The organism is Rhodanobacter soli (assembly GCF_040548735.1).
Taxonomy (GTDB): Bacteria; Pseudomonadota; Gammaproteobacteria; order Xanthomonadales; family Rhodanobacteraceae; genus Rhodanobacter; species Rhodanobacter soli_A.
The window spans coordinates 2,097,159-2,112,464 of sequence record NZ_JBEPSD010000001.1; the positions used below are offsets into that span (position 1 = coordinate 2,097,159).

12 protein-coding genes are annotated in these 15,306 nt (G+C 67.8%); 8 read left to right on the top strand and 4 right to left on the bottom strand.

The window, feature by feature from the left end; all coding sequences use genetic code 11:
• Nucleotides 1–67: 67 nt before the first annotated feature.
• Nucleotides 68–739, bottom strand: coding sequence for a hypothetical protein (locus ABIE04_RS09505; RefSeq protein ID WP_354549155.1), 672 nt, complete (start codon nucleotides 737–739; stop codon nucleotides 68–70).
• Nucleotides 740–892: 153 nt separating this feature from the next.
• Here ABIE04_RS09505 and gpmA point away from each other — a divergent pair, with 153 nt between their 5' ends.
• Together gpmA and ABIE04_RS09515 are read left to right on the top strand one after the other, a co-directional pair.
• The gene (gene gpmA, locus ABIE04_RS09510; RefSeq protein WP_354549158.1) at nucleotides 893–1,636 is read left to right on the top strand and encodes a 2,3-diphosphoglycerate-dependent phosphoglycerate mutase; all 744 of its coding nucleotides are present in this window, start codon (nucleotides 893–895) and stop codon (nucleotides 1,634–1,636) included.
• Between the two features lie 100 nt (nucleotides 1,637–1,736).
• Nucleotides 1,737–2,282, top strand: coding sequence for a DUF1453 domain-containing protein (locus ABIE04_RS09515; RefSeq protein ID WP_354549160.1), 546 nt, complete (start codon nucleotides 1,737–1,739; stop codon nucleotides 2,280–2,282).
• Between the two features lie 9 nt (nucleotides 2,283–2,291).
• Here ABIE04_RS09515 and zapE read toward each other — a convergent pair whose 3' ends face one another.
• Together zapE and ABIE04_RS09525 are read right to left on the bottom strand one after the other, a co-directional pair.
• A complete protein-coding gene (zapE, locus tag ABIE04_RS09520; RefSeq protein ID WP_354549162.1) occupies nucleotides 2,292–3,416 on the bottom strand; it encodes a cell division protein ZapE in 1,125 nt (374 codons plus the stop codon).
• A 38-nt stretch (nucleotides 3,417–3,454) separates the two neighbouring features.
• On the bottom strand, nucleotides 3,455–4,144 hold the full coding sequence (locus ABIE04_RS09525; RefSeq protein WP_354549164.1) for an alpha/beta hydrolase: 690 nt from the start codon (nucleotides 4,142–4,144) through the stop codon (nucleotides 3,455–3,457).
• A gap of 48 nt (nucleotides 4,145–4,192) precedes the next feature.
• Here ABIE04_RS09525 and ABIE04_RS09530 point away from each other — a divergent pair, with 48 nt between their 5' ends.
• Nucleotides 4,193–4,786: an ACP phosphodiesterase gene (locus tag ABIE04_RS09530; protein WP_354549167.1), complete on the top strand. Its 594-nt coding sequence runs from the start codon at nucleotides 4,193–4,195 to the stop codon at nucleotides 4,784–4,786.
• 240 nt (nucleotides 4,787–5,026) lie between these two features.
• Here the strand turns inward: ABIE04_RS09530 and ABIE04_RS09535 are convergent, their stop codons facing one another.
• Nucleotides 5,027–5,548: a c-type cytochrome gene (locus tag ABIE04_RS09535; RefSeq protein WP_354549169.1), complete on the bottom strand. Its 522-nt coding sequence runs from the start codon at nucleotides 5,546–5,548 to the stop codon at nucleotides 5,027–5,029.
• A gap of 494 nt (nucleotides 5,549–6,042) precedes the next feature.
• On the opposite strand from ABIE04_RS09535, the gene ABIE04_RS09540 reads away from it, so the two are divergent.
• The 5 genes from ABIE04_RS09540 to ABIE04_RS09560 all read left to right on the top strand — a co-directional run bounded on the left by ABIE04_RS09540 (nucleotide 6,043) and on the right by ABIE04_RS09560 (nucleotide 14,983).
• Nucleotides 6,043–7,290, top strand: coding sequence for an efflux RND transporter periplasmic adaptor subunit (locus ABIE04_RS09540; RefSeq protein ID WP_354549172.1), 1,248 nt, complete (start codon nucleotides 6,043–6,045; stop codon nucleotides 7,288–7,290).
• Between the two features lie 103 nt (nucleotides 7,291–7,393).
• Nucleotides 7,394–10,633 (top strand): efflux RND transporter permease subunit, encoded by a 3,240-nt coding sequence (locus ABIE04_RS09545; protein WP_354549174.1) that lies wholly within the window; start codon nucleotides 7,394–7,396, stop codon nucleotides 10,631–10,633.
• A 270-nt stretch (nucleotides 10,634–10,903) separates the two neighbouring features.
• On the top strand, nucleotides 10,904–14,035 hold the full coding sequence (locus tag ABIE04_RS09550; protein WP_354549176.1) for an efflux RND transporter permease subunit: 3,132 nt from the start codon (nucleotides 10,904–10,906) through the stop codon (nucleotides 14,033–14,035).
• A 117-nt stretch (nucleotides 14,036–14,152) separates the two neighbouring features.
• Nucleotides 14,153–14,449: a LysM peptidoglycan-binding domain-containing protein gene (locus ABIE04_RS09555; protein WP_354549178.1), complete on the top strand. Its 297-nt coding sequence runs from the start codon at nucleotides 14,153–14,155 to the stop codon at nucleotides 14,447–14,449.
• Between the two features lie 15 nt (nucleotides 14,450–14,464).
• Nucleotides 14,465–14,983, top strand: coding sequence for a hypothetical protein (locus ABIE04_RS09560; protein WP_354549180.1), 519 nt, complete (start codon nucleotides 14,465–14,467; stop codon nucleotides 14,981–14,983).
• The last annotated feature ends 323 nt before the right edge of the window (nucleotides 14,984–15,306 follow it).

The window sequence follows — 15,306 nt, forward strand, 5'->3', positions numbered from 1 at the left end:
GTCTCCCGGCGAGCCCCGGATGGTGGCTCGCTGTGTTCCGTTGTGGTGACGAATGCCGGGTCGCAGCCTACGGTGCATCCCCGTGGAACCGCTCCACCGTGGCGCCCTTGACCGGGCCAATCTGCGCGCTGTCGCTGACCTTCAGCACCACGTCGCGGCGGAACTCCAGCGTGCCCTGCACCACGGCGTGCGGGCCGATCACGATCACCGGCTTACGGTCGCTGCCCCAGTGGAACCAGCCGTTGTTCGGCTTGTCGACCAGGATGCCGCCCTCGACGTGCGAGTCGGCACCGACCGTGATGTCACCGCCGACCGTGCCGATGCCGCCGGCGACGTGAGCGCTATCCAGCACGATCGCGCCGTTGACGTTCTCCAGCCGGCCGCCGATTTCGGCGCCGCTAGCCAGATGGATGCTGCCGTTGACGGCATTCACCTTGCCGCTGACCCGGCTGTCGCCACCCAAGCTGATCGCGCCGTTGACCGTGCCCAGTTCGGTCGCCTGCGCCTTGGTGCCCAGTTCGACTTCGCCGTTGACGGTGCTGGCTTCGTGCACGCTGGCGCCATCGCCGACATGGACCGCGCCGTTGACGGTGCTGACGTCGCCAACCTGTTGCCCGGCCGCGACCTGCACCGAACCGTTGACCTTGTCGATGTCGTTGTCGCCCGCGCTGGCCAGCGGCGGCAGGCCCAGGCCCAGCGCCAGTGCGGCCAGGATGAGGATCGTCGGGAATCGACGCATGGCAATCTCCTTGAGTCTTCAGTGGGTGGGTACACGCACTAGGATGCAGCCACCGGGCCGAGGGTTGACATGACCTGTGGCAGGGGCCGCATTTGACGCTGCCGGGAGCGGCCGGCACCATTCCCGGTTTACTCATCACTGTTGGGCGCCCCCATGCACAAGCTCGTCCTGATCCGCCACGGCCAATCGCAGTGGAACCTCGACAACCGCTTCAGCGGCTGGGCCGACGTCGACCTCACCGAGCAGGGCATGGCCGAGGCGCGCGAGGCCGGCCGCCTGCTGCAGGAAGGAGGCTACGGCTTCGACGTGGCGCATACCTCGGTGCTCAAGCGCGCGGTGCGCACGCTGTGGGGCGTGCAGGACGCGATGGACCTGATGTGGATACCGGTGCTCACCGACTGGCGCCTCAACGAGCGCCACTACGGCGGCCTCACCGGCCTGAACAAGGCCGAGACTGCGGCGAAGTACGGCGAGGACCAGGTGAAGATCTGGCGGCGCAGCTACGACATCCCGCCGCCGCCGCTGGATCGGGCCGCGAACGAGTCGGTGCATGACCCGCGCTACGCGGCGCTCGACCCGAAGGACATTCCCGATACCGAATGCCTGAAGGACACCGTGGCGCGCGTGCTGCCGTACTGGCACGAGGTGCTGGCGCCGGCGATCAGGTCCGGCCAGCGCGTGCTGGTGGTGGCGCACGGCAATTCGCTGCGTGCGCTGGTGAAGTACCTGGACGGCATCTCCGACGAGGCGATCGTGGAGCTCAACATCCCCAACGGCGTGCCGCTGGTGTACGAGTTCGACGACGCGCTGAAGCCGCTGCGCCACTACTACCTCGGCGACGCCGACGCGATCGCGGCGAAGATGGCCGCGGTGGCGAACCAGGGCAAGGCGAAGTAGCACGCCTCGCTCCTGCCGCAGGGACGAGGGGTGACAAACGTCAGTCGTCAGCCATCCCGCGGCCGACTATGCTGGACGCAACCCATCCGGTGAGATGCCCATGCCCGCCCACCTGACCCAATACCTCGTGATGCTGCCGCTGCTGGCCTGGATGGTGTGGCGGCGGGTGAGCCGGCAGTTCGGCCGCCAGCCGATCCGGCGCAAGCGGATGATCTTCCGCATCGTGGTGTTCGCGATCATCGGCGGCCTGCTCGCGCTCAGCGGATTCCACCACGTCGCACTGGCCGAGGGCCTGCTCGGCGGCGTGCTGGTCGGTGGCGCGCTGGGGTTGCTCGGCCTGCGCCTGACCCGCTTCGAGGTCGACCCGGCGAAGGGCGACTGCTACGTGCCGAATCCATGGATCGGTGCGCTGCTCACCGTGCTGCTGCTGGGTCGGCTGGGCTGGCGGTTGATGGTGGCGTGGCCGCAGATGCAGCAGGCGTCGGCCGCGCCCGGTGCGATGCCACCGATGGGCTACGCCTCCAGCCCGCTGACCATGCTGGTGATCGGCCTGCTGGTCGGCTACTACATCGCCTACTTCAGCGGCCTGCTGGTCCACCACCGCCGCTTCCAGCGCGCGCATGCCGGCACCGCGACGGCGCTGTAAGCCGCCGCCTCACTCCGGGCGGTGCGGCAGCGCCAGGTATTCCTCGCTCTGCATCTCGATCAGGCGCGACTCGGTGCGGCCGAACTCGGCACGCAGGCGCTCGCCGTCGTACAGTTCGGTGATCGGCGCGGCGGCGGACAGCACCAGCTTGACGTGGCGATCGTAGAACTCGTCGACCAATTGCACGAAGCGTTTTGCCGCGTCCTCGCTGTAGATGGTGAACTGCGGCACGTTGGACACGATGATCGCCGGGCCGGCCTTGGCCAGTGCGATGTAGTCGGCGACCGCGCGCGGGCCTTCGCACAGCGCGGCGAAGTCGAACCACAGGATGTTGTCGGCACGCTTGTGGAACGGGATGTCGCGGCTGTTGACGTGCAGCACGCCATCCTGCAGCACGTTGCCGCTGGCCTGGCTGGCGAAGATGCGCTCCAGCGCGCGGTGCGCCTCGGCGCCGGGCGGGGTCAGGTAGACCGGCGCCTGGGTCAGCGCGCGCAGGCGCCAGTCGCGCGAAGAGGCCATCTCGACCACGTGGCAGCGCCGTTCGATCAGTGCGATCGCGGGCAGGAAGCGCGCGCGCTGCAGGCCGTCCTTGTACAGGTTTGCCGGCGCGGTGTTGGAGGTGGTGACCAGGCTCACGCCGCGCGCGAACAGCGCGTCGAGCAGGTTGGACAGGATCATCGCGTCGCCGATGTCGTTGACCAGGAACTCGTCCAGGCACAACACCCGGCAGCGTCCGGCGATGTCGGCGGCGACCTCGACCAGCGGGCTCTGCCGCTCGCCGAGGGCGCGCAGGCTCGCGTGCACCTCGCCCATGAAGCGGTGGAAGTGTCGGCGCAGCGCCACGCCGTGCGGCAGGCTGGCCACGAACAGGTCCATCAGGAAGGTCTTGCCGCGGCCCACCGTGCCCCACAGGTACAGCCCCGGCACCGCCTCGGGCGGGTCGTTGCCGAGCAGGGATTTCAGACGGTCAAACAGACCGTTGCCATTGCCGTTCGCGGGCTCGGCGCATAGCGCCGCGTGCATGCGGTCGAATTCCGGCAGCAGCGCCAGCTGGGTCGGGTCGGACTCCCAGCGGTGCGCGGCGACGCCTTCGAGGTAGCGCGCGCTGGGCGCGAGCGAGGGGGTTTCACTCATGGAGCGGACGGGTCTTGGGAAGGAGTGATGGGCGGGCGTCAGGCATGCCGCTTCGGCGGCAGCCAGCCGCGCACCGCGTGCTTGATCGCGCCGCGCAGGTCCATCAGCCGGCGGTGGAAGAAGTGGCTGGTTTCGGGCATGCGCACCAGTTCGGGCCGGTGCTCCAGCGTCTCGACCCAGTCGAACACCGCCTGCGGCTCGACGATCTCGTCGGCCTCGCCCTGCACGATCAGCCATGGGCAGGTCGGCAGCGCGATCGCCTCGAACGGCCAGCGCCCGACCGGCGGCGCGATGCTGATCAACGCATCGGCGCGCAGGCGCACCGCGTTGGCGATGGTCACGTAGCTGCCGAACGAGAAGCCGGCCAGCCACAACGCATCGTCCGGGCGCATGCGGCGCACCCAGGCCACCACCGCGGCCAGGTCGTCGCTTTCGCCGTGGCCCGTGTCGTAGTCGCCTTGCGAATTGCCGGCGCCGCGGAAGTTGAAACGCACCGTATCCAGCCCGGATTCGCGCAGCGCCCGTTCGGCCATCGTCACCACCTTGTTGTGCATGCTGCCGCCCTCGATCGTGAGCGGATGGCAGAGTACGACCACGCCGCCGCGCGCACAGGCGGGTTCGGCGACGTCGCTGATGGTCTCGAGCTTGCCGGCGGGGCCGTCGAGCATGAAACTGGCGGCGACGTCCGGAAAGCTGGCAGGTTCGGCAGAGAGCTCGGTGGGATTCATGTGCACGATGATAACCGCCGGGCGGACCGGCTGCCGCGGACGCCCCGGATGAACCACCTGGCGCACGCGCTGCTGGCCGGCGACGACGAGGCCCTGCAGCTTGGCGGGATGCTGGGCGATTTCGTGCACGGGCAGCCGGACGTGACTTGGTTCCCGCCGCGGGTGATCGCCGGCATCCGCCTGCATCGGGCGATCGACGTGTATACCGATGCCCATTCCGAGGTACTGGCGGCGAAGGCGCTGCTGCCATCGCCGTACCGGCGCTATGCCGGGATCCTGCTGGACATGTGGTTCGACCGCTGCCTGGCGCGCGATTTTCCGCGCTGGAGTGCGCAGCCGCTGCCGGAGTATTCCGCCGCCCTGCGCGCCCTGCTGTGGCGGCAGGATGCGCTGCTGCCGCCGGCGCTGCGGCGTTTCCGCGGCTACATGGAAGCGCATGGCCTGCCGGCCGGCTACGCCGATGACGCGGTGCTGGACGAGGCGCTGGGCGGTATCGGGCAGCGCCTGAGCCGGCTCAATCCGCTGGATTCGGCGTTGCCGGTGCTGCTGGAGCGGGAAGCGGAGTTGCAGCAGCGCTTCGCGGCGTTCTTCCCGGAGCTGCGGGAGTTCGCGCAGGCGTGGATCGGGGAGCACGCGGAGTAATCGGGTGTACTCCCTGCGCTGTGCAAGCAGGGGAGGGTCGGGTGAGAGGTGTTTTTGACCTTTCCGCACGCCGGGGCTCCCCATCCCAACCTGCACTCGGGCCATCCATGGCCCTCGCCCTTCGGGCGGCTGCGCCGTGCAAATCGGCAATCCTGCCGATTTGTCCCCCTCACGGGAAGGGGCAAACGAAAACGCCGCCCGGTGGGCGGCGTTTGGCGAAAGCTTGTTGGATCAGGCCAGTTACTTGGCCTGATCGACGATCCAGTGCACGGCGTTCGTCACCTGTTCGTCGGTGAGCGCCGGGTTGCCGCCCTTCGGCGGCATGAAATTGCCGTCGGGGCCGTGGTAGCCCTCGATCGCGTGCTTGACCAGGGTGTCGATGCCTTCGGCGAGGCGCGGGCCCCACACGGCCTTGTCGCCCACCTTCGGCGCGCCGGCGACACCGGAGGTGTGGCAGCTGGTGCACAGGTGGTCGAAGATCGCCTTGCCGTCGGTGGTGCCGCCGTAGGCGACCTGCGACGCGGCGGCCTTGGCGGCGGCATCGGCGGCGGCCTGCATGGCGGCGCGGCCGGTATTGCCCGCGTAGACGGCGCCGTCCGGCGCGATCCGCGCGGCAATCTTGGCCGGCTGCTTCGGGTTGGTTTCCTTCGGCTCGTGGTCGTGGATCGCCAGCGCCGCGAAGATCAGCACCACCGTCAGCACAGCCAGACCGCCGATCATGATCGAGAACTGGCGCAAGACGCTCTGATCGGATTTGCTCATGGGACCGCTCACGCACGTACTCCTGTCAGTGGGCAGGACGGAGCGCCACGATGGCTGTTCCGACCTGCCTGAATTGCCTGTTGCTGTCGCACCGGCGCGATGGACGCATCCCGGTGTGGATTGCCGTGCGTGAGTGCACGACACGGATCGCGCTTGCCGTTCGACCCGTATTCGAGGGTCGGACAGGCAACAGTCGGCGATTATAAACGAAGCGCGCGGCAAGTTTCAGGCCTCCGCGGCGACCCGTCGCGGCGACCGTGCCTGCCGCGGCAGCCCGCGCGGTGCCTGCGGATGGCCCTGTATCGGGCAGCGCCCCTGCCATCGGTCATGCCGCACCCATGTCAACCGGCATTGTCCAAGTTCGTTGATCTGCCCCTATGCTTTGATCCCGAGAGACGCGTGTCGGCATGGCCCGGCACGCGTCCGTCATGTCGCAAACGCATGCCACGCAGTCGTGTGCCGGTTGGGCGCACCGTTTAATCCAGGAGTTTTACATGTCGCGTTTTTGGAAGATCGCGTTGATCGTGATTGCCGTGATCGTGGTGGCAGCGGTGGGTTTCCGCCTGCTGCACAAGCCCGCCCCGGCGGGTACCGCGTCGGCGCAGTCCGCCACCAAGAGCAAGGGCGGCAAGGACGGCAAGGATGAAACGCCGCCGGTGCCGGTCACCGTGGTGCCGGTGGTCAAGCAGAACGTGCCGGTCTACCTGACCGCGCTGGGTACGGTGCAGGCGCTCAACACGGTCACCGTGAACCCGCAGGTGGGCGGCCAGCTGCTCAGCCTGGAGTTCACCGAAGGCCAGCCGGTGAAGAAGGGGCAGGTGCTGGCGCAGATCGACCCGCGCACCTACCAGGCCGCCTACGACCAGGCGGCGGCGAAGCAGCGCCAGGACCAGGCGCTGCTGGAGACGGCAAAGAGCAACCTGACGCGCAGCCAGGACCTGGCCGCCCAGGGCTACATCTCCAAGCAGGACCTGGACACCCTGCGCAACACGGCCGCCCAGTACGCGGCCATGGTGGCCGCCGATGCGGCCAGCGTGCGCGACAGCCAGGTGCAACTGGCCTACACCAAGGTGATCTCGCCGATCGACGGCCTCGCCGGCATCCGCGGCGTGGATCCGGGCAACGTGGTGACCACCAGCACCGGCATCGTCACGCTGACCCAGCTGCACCCGATCAACGTGATGTTCACCCTGCCCGAGCAGAACCTCGACATGGTGCGCGCCGCCGCCTCACAGGAAGGCGCCTCGCTGCAGGTGACCGCGCTGGATCGCACCGATGCGCACCCGATCGCCAGCGGCGGCGTGCTCAAGGTGATCGACAACCAGATCGACACCAGCACCGGCACGTTCCGCCTGAAGTCGGAATTCCCGAACGACAAAAACGAATTGTGGCCGGGCCAGTTCGTCAACGTGCAGCTGCTGGTGAACACGGTCGACGGCGGCTTGGTGATCCCGGCGCAGGCGGTGCAGCGCGGACCGGACGGCGACTACGTCTACCAGGTGCAGGCCGACAGCACGGTGAAGATGCAGGCGGTGGCGATCGCCGGTGAAGTGGGCGACAGCCACGTGATGATCGGCAGCGGCCTCAAGGTCGGCGACCGCGTCGTTACCGAAGGCCAGTTCCGGCTGAAGCCTGGCAGCAAGGTCAATGCGCTGAAGCCGGGCGAAGTGCCGGCGGCGCCGACCGCGGCCGAACTGGAGAAAGCCAAGCAGAGCAGCAAGGGTGGTCGCCGTCGCGGCTGAGCGGCCGCGCGCCAAGCCGTGCAACGCCACCGCAGTCGTGTGAACCCGGCCGTGTCCCGGCCATGATCGCGGCTGAACCCGCACCTACACGTTACGGATAGCCATGGGATTCTCGACCCTCTTCATTCGCCGCCCGATCGCCACCTCGCTGTTGATGGTGGCGGTGCTGCTGCTCGGCATCCTCGGCTACCGCCAGCTGCCGGTGTCCGCCTTGCCGGAGATCGAGGCGCCCAGCCTGGTGGTGAGCACGCAGTATCCGGGTGCCAGCGCCAACACCATGGCGGCGCTGATCACCACACCGCTGGAGCGCAACCTGGGGCAGATCTCCGGGCTCACCATGATGAGCTCGGACTCCTCCGCCGGGTTGTCCACGATCATCCTGCAATTCTCGATGGATCGCGACGTCGACATCGCCGCGCAGGACGTGCAGGCGGCGATCAACCAGGCCAAGGGCACCTTGCCGGGCAACCTGCCGTACCCGCCGGTGTACAACCGGGTCAACCCGGCCGACGCGCCGATCCTCACCCTCAAGCTCACCTCCGACAGCCGCCAGCTGCGCGAGGTGAACGACCTGGCCGATTCGATCATCGCGCAGAAGCTGTCGCAGGTGCAGGGCGTGGGCCTGGTCTCGATCGCCGGCAACGTGCGCCCCGCGGTGCGCGTGCAGGTGAACCCGGCGCAGCTGTCCAACCTCGGCCTGACCCTGGAAGACGTGCGCAGCGCGCTGACCCAGGCCAACGTCAACGCGCCGAAGGGCACGCTGAACGGCAAGACGCAGAGCTACTCGATCGGCACCAACGACCAGCTGAGCGATGCGTCCGAGTACAAGAGCACCATCATCAGCTACAAGAACAACTCGCCGGTGCGGCTGTCCGACGTGGCCAGCGTGGTCGACGGCGTCGAGAACGACCAGCTCGCCGCGTGGGCGAACGGCCAGCCGGCGGTGCTGCTGGACGTGCGCCGCCAGCCCGGCGCGAACATCGTGCAGACGGTGGAGCAGATCCGCAACGTGCTGCCGGAACTGCGCAGCGCGCTGCCGGCCGACGTGCACCTGGACGTGTTCGCCGACCGCACGGTGACCATCCGCGCCTCGGTGCACGACGTCGAGTTCACCCTGATCCTCACCGTGTTCCTGGTGATCGGCGTGATCTTCGTGTTCCTGCGCCGGCTGTGGGCCACCATCATTCCGGCGACGGCGGTGCCGTTGTCACTGATGGGCACGTTCGGCGTGATGGCGTTCACCGGCATGTCGCTGGACAACCTCTCGCTGATGGCGCTCACCGTCGCCACCGGTTTCGTGGTCGATGATGCGATCGTGATGATCGAGAACATCGTGCGCTACATCGAGCAGGGCAAGAGCGGCAAGGAGGCGGCCGAGGTCGGCGCGAAGGAGATCGGCTTCACCGTGCTGTCGCTGACTGTGTCGCTGGTGGCGGTGTTCCTGCCGCTGCTGCTGATGCCCGGCGTCACCGGCCGGTTGTTCCACGAATTCGCCTGGGTGCTCACGATCGCGGTGACCATCTCGATGCTGGTGTCGCTGACGCTGACGCCGATGATGTGCGCCTACCTGCTCAAGCCCGACCAGTTGCCCGAGGGCGACGACGCGCACGAGCGCCATGCCGTGGCGGGCAAGCGCACGGTGTGGTCGCGCACCGTCGGCATCTACGAGAATTCGCTGGACTGGGTGCTCGACCACCAGCGCCTGACCATGCTGGTGGCCGGCGCCGCGGTGGTGCTCACCGTGTTCCTGTACATGGTGATCCCCAAGGGCCTGCTGCCCGAGCAGGACACCGGCCTGATCACCGGCGTGGTGCAGGCCGACGACAACATCGCGTTCCCGCAGATGGAGGACCGCACCAAGGCGGTCGCCGAGGCGCTGCGCAAGGATCCCGCGGTGGCCGGCGTGGCCGCCTTCATCGGCGCCGGCACGATCAACCCTACGCTTAACCAGGGCCAGCTCAGCATCGTGCTGAAGGATCGCGGCGATCGCGACGGCCTGGACGAACTGCTGCCGCGGCTGCAGCACGCGGTGGCCGGCATCCCCGGCGTGGCGCTGTACCTGAAGCCGGTGCAGGACGTGACCCTGGACAGCCGCGTCGCCGCCACCGAATACCAGTATTCGCTGTCCGACGTGAACTCGGTCGAGCTGGCCGGCTACGCCAACCAGATGACCCAGGCGATGCGCCAGCGGCCGGAGCTGGCCGACGTCGACAACAACCTGGCCAACAACGGCAACGCGCTGAAGCTGACCATCGACCGCGAGAAGGCCAGCCGCCTCGGCGTGCCGGTGCAGAGCATCGACGACACCTTGTACGACGCCTTCGGCCAGCGCCAGATCTCCACCATCTTCACCCAGCTCAACCAGTATCGCGTGGTGCTGGAAGTGGCACCGGAGTTCCGCAGCAGCGACGACCTGCTGAACAAGCTCACCGTGCGCGGCAACGGCAACGGTGCGCTCACCGGCAGCAACGCGACCAGCTTCGGCCAGTTGAAGTCGAGCAACTCGGCGACCCCGTCGGGCATCGGCAACGCCGGCAACGTCGGCTTCGAGATCGGCGGCGGCGGCACCATTCCGCTGTCCTCGCTGGTCACCGCCCAGGTCACCAGCGCGCCGCTGGTGGTCAGCCACCAGCAGCAGCTGCCGGCAGTGACGCTGGCGTTCAACGTGGCGCCGGGCTACTCGCTGTCCGACGCGGTGGCGGCGATCCACGAGGTCGAGCAGCAGCTGAACTTCCCGCCGCAGGTACGCGGCGAGTTCGTCGGCAAGGCGGCCGAATTCACCTCCTCGCTCGGCGACGAGGTGCTGCTGCTGCTGGCCGCGATCGTGGTGATCTACATCGTGCTGGGCGTGCTGTACGAGAGCTATATCCACCCGCTGACGATCATCTCGACGCTGCCGCCGGCCGGTGTCGGCGCGCTGCTGGCGCTGATCCTGTGCGGCATGAGCCTGTCGGTGGACGGCATCGTCGGCATCGTGCTGCTGATCGGTATCGTGAAGAAGAACGCGATCATGATGATCGACTTCGCGATCGAGGCACGCCGCACCGGCCTCAACGCGCGCGACGCGATCCGCCGCGCCTGCCTGCTGCGCTTCCGCCCGATCATGATGACCACCGCCGCGGCGATGCTCGGTGCGTTGCCGCTGGCCTTGGGCAACGGCATCGGTGCGGAACTGCGCCGGCCGTTGGGCGTGTCGATCGTGGGCGGCCTGCTGCTGTCGCAGCTGGTCACGCTGTACACCACGCCGGTGATCTACCTGTACATGGAGCGTTTCTCCGACTGGCTGGCCGCGCGCCGTGAGCAGCGCGCGCTGACCCACGCCCAGGTCCGCAGCGCGGTGTGATCCCGCTGTCGTGTTGTCTTGCTCCCTCCCCTGCAGGGCAGGGGAGGGAAAGCCAGAAGCACCCCCTCCCGACCTCCCCCTGCTGCGCAGGGGGAGGAGCCGTGCACGTCGCCTGGCTCCCTCCCCTGCATGCAGGGGAGGGTTGGGGAGGGGTTGCTCTTCGCGTGCCTCTCCCCGATCAACCTTTTCGCGGCATGGACGTTGAGGGTGGGATGATTCGTTCACGCGTCGTCTGCCGTACCCCGCCCATCCCCCGCCCACGTTGAATCCATGAACATCTCCGGCACCTTCATCCGCCGCCCGATCGGCACTTCGCTGCTGGCGATGGGCCTGTTCGTGGCCGGCATGATCTGCTACGCCCTGCTCGGCGTGGCGGCGTTGCCGAACATGCAGTTCCCGGCGATCTTCGTGCAGGCCAGCCAGGCCGGCGCGGACGCCAGCACGATGGCGTCCACCGTGGCCGCACCGCTGGAACGGCACCTGGGCCAGGTGCCCGGCATCGAGACGATGCGCTCGTCCAGCTCCGAGGGCCGCACCTTCGTCTTCATGATGTTCCGCAACGGCACCGACCTGGATTCCGCCGCGCGCGACGTGCAGGCGGCGATCAACTCGGCCGCACCGGACCTGCCCACCGGCCTCAACGGCGCGCCCAGCTACCAGAAGGCGAACCCGAACGACGACCCGATCATCGCGCTGGCGCTGACTTCGGCCACGCAATCGGCGGCCGACCTGTACAACCTGTCCGACACCTTGCTGGCGCAGCGGCTGCGCCAGTTGCCGGGGGTGTCGTCGGTGGAGATCGCGGGTGCGGCCACGCCGGCGATCCGCGTCGACGTGAACCTGCGCGCGCTGAACGCGATGGGCCTGTCGCCGGACCAGCTGCGCAACGCGCTGAGCGCGGCCAACGTGACTTCGCCGGAGGGCTTCCTGTCCGACGGCAAGACCACCATGTCGGTCAGCGCCACCACCCAATTGCACAGCGCGGACGAGTTCGCCCAGCTGGTGGTCGCCAGCCACAACGGCACGCCGGTGCGGCTGGCCGACGTGGCGAACGTCTATGCCGGCCAGCAGGACGCGTACCAGGCTGCATGGTTCCACGGCAAGCCGGCCGTGCTGATGTACGTGTACAAGAAGGCCGACGCGAACGTCATCGCCACCGTCGACCTGGTCAAGAACCAGTTGCCGTTGCTGCGCGAGTACCTGCAACCCGGCACGGTGCTGACCCCGTTCTTCGACGGCACGCCGACCATCCGCGCCTCGCTGCACGAGGTGCAGGCCACGTTGCTGATCTCGCTGGCGATGGTGATCCTGGTGATGGCGCTGTTCCTGCGCCGGCTCGCGCCCACGCTGATCGCCGCGGTGGCGGTGCCGCTGTCGCTGGCCGGCGCGTTCGTGGTGATGTACATCCTCGGCTACACGCTGAACAACCTCACCCTGCTGGCGCTGGTGATCGCGATCGGATTCGTGGTGGACGATGCGATCGTGGTGATCGAGAACATCATCCGCCACATCGACGGCGGCATGTCGCGTATGCAGGCGACCTTGGCTGGCGCGCGCGAGATCGGCTTCACCATCGTCTCGATCACCGCCTCGCTGATCGCCGTGTTCATCCCGCTGCTGTTTGCCGGCGGCGTCACCGGCATGTTCATGCACGAGTTCGCGGTGACCCTGGTGGCGGCGATCGTGGTCTCCGCGCTGGTCTCGCTGACGCTGACGCCGGCGCTGTGCGGGCGCTTCCTCAATGGGCATGCCGCGAAGGAAAAGGCGCAGCCGTCGCGGCTCGCCCGCACGCTGGACGGTTTCCACGCCGGCATGCTGCGCGTGTACACCCGTGCGCTGAACTTCTCGCTGCGCCACGCGCTGCTGTTCTCGCTGACGCCGCTGGTGCTGATCGTGGTCACGTTCTACCTGTTCGGCGTGGTCAAGACCGGCCTGTTCCCGGCGCAGGACACCGGCCTGATCTGGGGCCGCGCCAGTTCCAGCGCCACCGTCTCGTTCGCCGAAAGCAGGCAGCGGCTGGAACGGCTCACCACGATGCTGATGGCCGATCCCGACGTCGCCACCGTGGGCTCGCGCCTGGGCAGCAGCCGGCAAGGCACCAGCGGCTCGTTCAACATCGACCTGAAGACCCGCGCCGAAGGCCGCGAGGACGACACCTTCGCGGTGCTCGCGCGGCTCAGCGCGAAGGCCGCGAACTATCCCGACCTCAACCTGCGCCTGCGCCCGGTGCAGGACCTGCCCAGCGGCGGTGGCGGCACCAGCCAGGGCGCGCAATACCAGGTGTCGCTGCAGGGCAACGACCTGGCCAGCCTGCAGGAGTGGCTGCCTAAACTGCAGGCCGAGTTGAAGAAAAATCCCAAGCTGATGGATGTGGGCACCGACGTCGACGAGGCCGGCCTGCGCCAGAACATCGTGATCGACCGCGACAAGGCCGCCCGGCTCGGCGTGTCGATCGGCAGCATCGATGGCGCGCTGTACGACGCCTTCGGCCAGCGCCAGGTGTCCACCATCTATTCGGACATCAACCAGTACCAGGTGGTGGTCAACGCGCTGCCTGAACAGACCGCCACGCCGGAGGCGCTCAACCGCATCTACGTGCGCTCCAGCAGTGGCCAGATGATCCCGATCACCGCGTTCGCGCGGCAGGAGCCGGGGCTGGCGCCGTCGCAGATCACCCACGAAAACCAGTACACCACGATGGACTTGAGCTTCAACCTCGCGCCCGACGTGAGCATGGGCGAGGCGATGGCGATCATCCAGTCCACCGTGAAGAACATGCGCATGCCCGGCGACATCCGGGTGCAGATGGGCAACGACTTCCGCCGCTTCCAGCAGTCGCAGAGCGGCATGGGCTGGCTGATCCTGGCCGCCGTGCTCACCGTCTACATCGTGCTCGGCATGCTGTACGAGAACCTGGTCCATCCGATCACCATCCTGTCCACCCTGCCGGCCGCCGGCGTGGGCGCGCTGCTGGCGCTGTGGCTGACCGGCACCGAGCTGTCGGTGGTGGCGCAGATCGCGCTGGTGCTGTTGATAGGCATCGTCAAGAAAAACGCGATCATGATGATCGACTTCGCCCTGGTCGCCGAACGCGAACACGGCAAGCCGCCACTGGAAGCCGCACGCGAAGCGTGCATCGTGCGCTTTCGCCCGATCATGATGACCACCATGGTCGCCATCCTCGCCGCCCTGCCGATCGCGATCGGCCTCGGCGAAGGCAGCGAACTGCGCCGCCCGCTCGGTATCGCCCTGATCGGCGGCCTGCTGATCTCGCAAAGCCTCACCCTGCTCAGCACCCCGGCGCTGTACGTCATTTTCTCGTGCCTCGCCGAGCGGCGGAAAGCGTGGTGGGCACGGCGGCAAGGGCGCAAGGCGATGCTGGCCGGGTCCGGCATCGGCTGATCCAAGGGGGCGCCGGGCGGCTGCGATTCCACCTGAACGCCCCGTCAACGCACTCACAACCCGTTAACTGCAAGGTGGTTATCACTGAATCCCCCTTCCGAGACGGAGTTGCGTGCGATGGGCAACGAAACCAGCAAACCGGATTTTTCCGATGTGCAGGGCGGGGTGAAGTCCACCGCGCCGGATGCACCGCCCAAGGCGGATTTCAGTGACGTGCAGTCGCAGGTCAGCTCGACTGCCGACGCGGCCACCACCTATGCCGTGGTGGCAGGCGACAACCTGTCGAAGATCGCCAAGCACTTCTATGGCAATGCGAATGAATGGAAGCGGATTTTCGACGCAAACCGCGACCAGCTGACCGATCCGGATCGGATCCGGCCCGGCCAGATGTTGAAGATTCCCGCCCAGTCCTGAAGCAGGAGACGCCCCATGAAGATGACTCGCCAACCCTTGATCCTCCTCGCATCGCTGACTGCCGTGCTGGCCCTGAGCGCTTGCGGCAAGAACAATGAATCGACCGCGCCGGCTCCGTCCGCCACGCCGCCAGCCGCCGCCACGGCCCCGGCACCTGCGGCGCCTGCGTCATCCTCCACGGCGCCGATGGCCATGAACAACGCGCCTGCCGGAGTCACCTTCAGCTCGGTGGAGCTGGGCTCGACGGTCGACGCCAACAACAAGATCCTCGCCAGTGGCACCAGTTTCGCGCCGAAGGACAGCATCTACGCCTCGGTCGACACCAGCGGCAGCGGCAATGCCGCACTGGCGGTGAAGTGGACCTACCAGGATGGCCAGGTCGTGCATGAGGACAGCAAGACCCTCAATGCCACGGGCCCGGAGACCACCGCGTTCATGATCAGCAAGCCCGGCGGGTTCCCGGCCGGCAATTACAAGGTGGATATCTCGTTGAACGGCAACCAGGTCGCCAGCAAGGATTTCTCGGTGAAGTGACCCATCGCTGCGGCGAGGGATAGCGAAACGACAAGGGCGCGGCCATGCCGCGCCCTTGTCGTTTCGGCTTTCTGCCGTCGTACACGCCGCGTGACCGGGAGCGGCATGCATGCGGAGCCGTATGGGGCGGCGTCGGTCGCGCGCTTTCCCCTCCCCGGCGAAAACGCGACAATGGGAGGCTTTACGTGAGCTCCGATCGGGCTTGCCCGGGCGGCTTCGGAAGATCCGGCCGCCGCGGGCGTGGCGCGCACCATGCGGCGCCGGCCCCGCCCCGAAGCAGCAACGCCCATCCCTGAATGCCGCAGCAGAGAGGTCCGAACAGA

Excerpts from the sequence above, each read along its gene's own strand:
- ABIE04_RS09505 (WP_354549155.1), bottom strand. The coding sequence starts at position 739 with ATGCGTCGATTCCCGACGATCCTCATCCTGGCCGCACTGGCGCTGGGC.
- gpmA (WP_354549158.1), top strand. The coding sequence starts at position 893 with ATGCACAAGCTCGTCCTGATCCGCCACGGCCAATCGCAGTGGAACCTC.
- ABIE04_RS09515 (WP_354549160.1), top strand. The coding sequence starts at position 1,737 with ATGCCCGCCCACCTGACCCAATACCTCGTGATGCTGCCGCTGCTGGCC.
- zapE (WP_354549162.1), bottom strand. The coding sequence starts at position 3,416 with ATGAGTGAAACCCCCTCGCTCGCGCCCAGCGCGCGCTACCTCGAAGGC.
- ABIE04_RS09525 (WP_354549164.1), bottom strand. The coding sequence starts at position 4,144 with ATGAATCCCACCGAGCTCTCTGCCGAACCTGCCAGCTTTCCGGACGTC.
- ABIE04_RS09530 (WP_354549167.1), top strand. The coding sequence starts at position 4,193 with ATGAACCACCTGGCGCACGCGCTGCTGGCCGGCGACGACGAGGCCCTG.
- ABIE04_RS09535 (WP_354549169.1), bottom strand. The coding sequence starts at position 5,548 with ATGAGCAAATCCGATCAGAGCGTCTTGCGCCAGTTCTCGATCATGATC.
- ABIE04_RS09540 (WP_354549172.1), top strand. The coding sequence starts at position 6,043 with ATGTCGCGTTTTTGGAAGATCGCGTTGATCGTGATTGCCGTGATCGTG.
- ABIE04_RS09545 (WP_354549174.1), top strand. The coding sequence starts at position 7,394 with ATGGGATTCTCGACCCTCTTCATTCGCCGCCCGATCGCCACCTCGCTG.
- ABIE04_RS09550 (WP_354549176.1), top strand. The coding sequence starts at position 10,904 with ATGAACATCTCCGGCACCTTCATCCGCCGCCCGATCGGCACTTCGCTG.
- ABIE04_RS09555 (WP_354549178.1), top strand. The coding sequence starts at position 14,153 with ATGGGCAACGAAACCAGCAAACCGGATTTTTCCGATGTGCAGGGCGGG.
- ABIE04_RS09560 (WP_354549180.1), top strand. The coding sequence starts at position 14,465 with ATGAAGATGACTCGCCAACCCTTGATCCTCCTCGCATCGCTGACTGCC.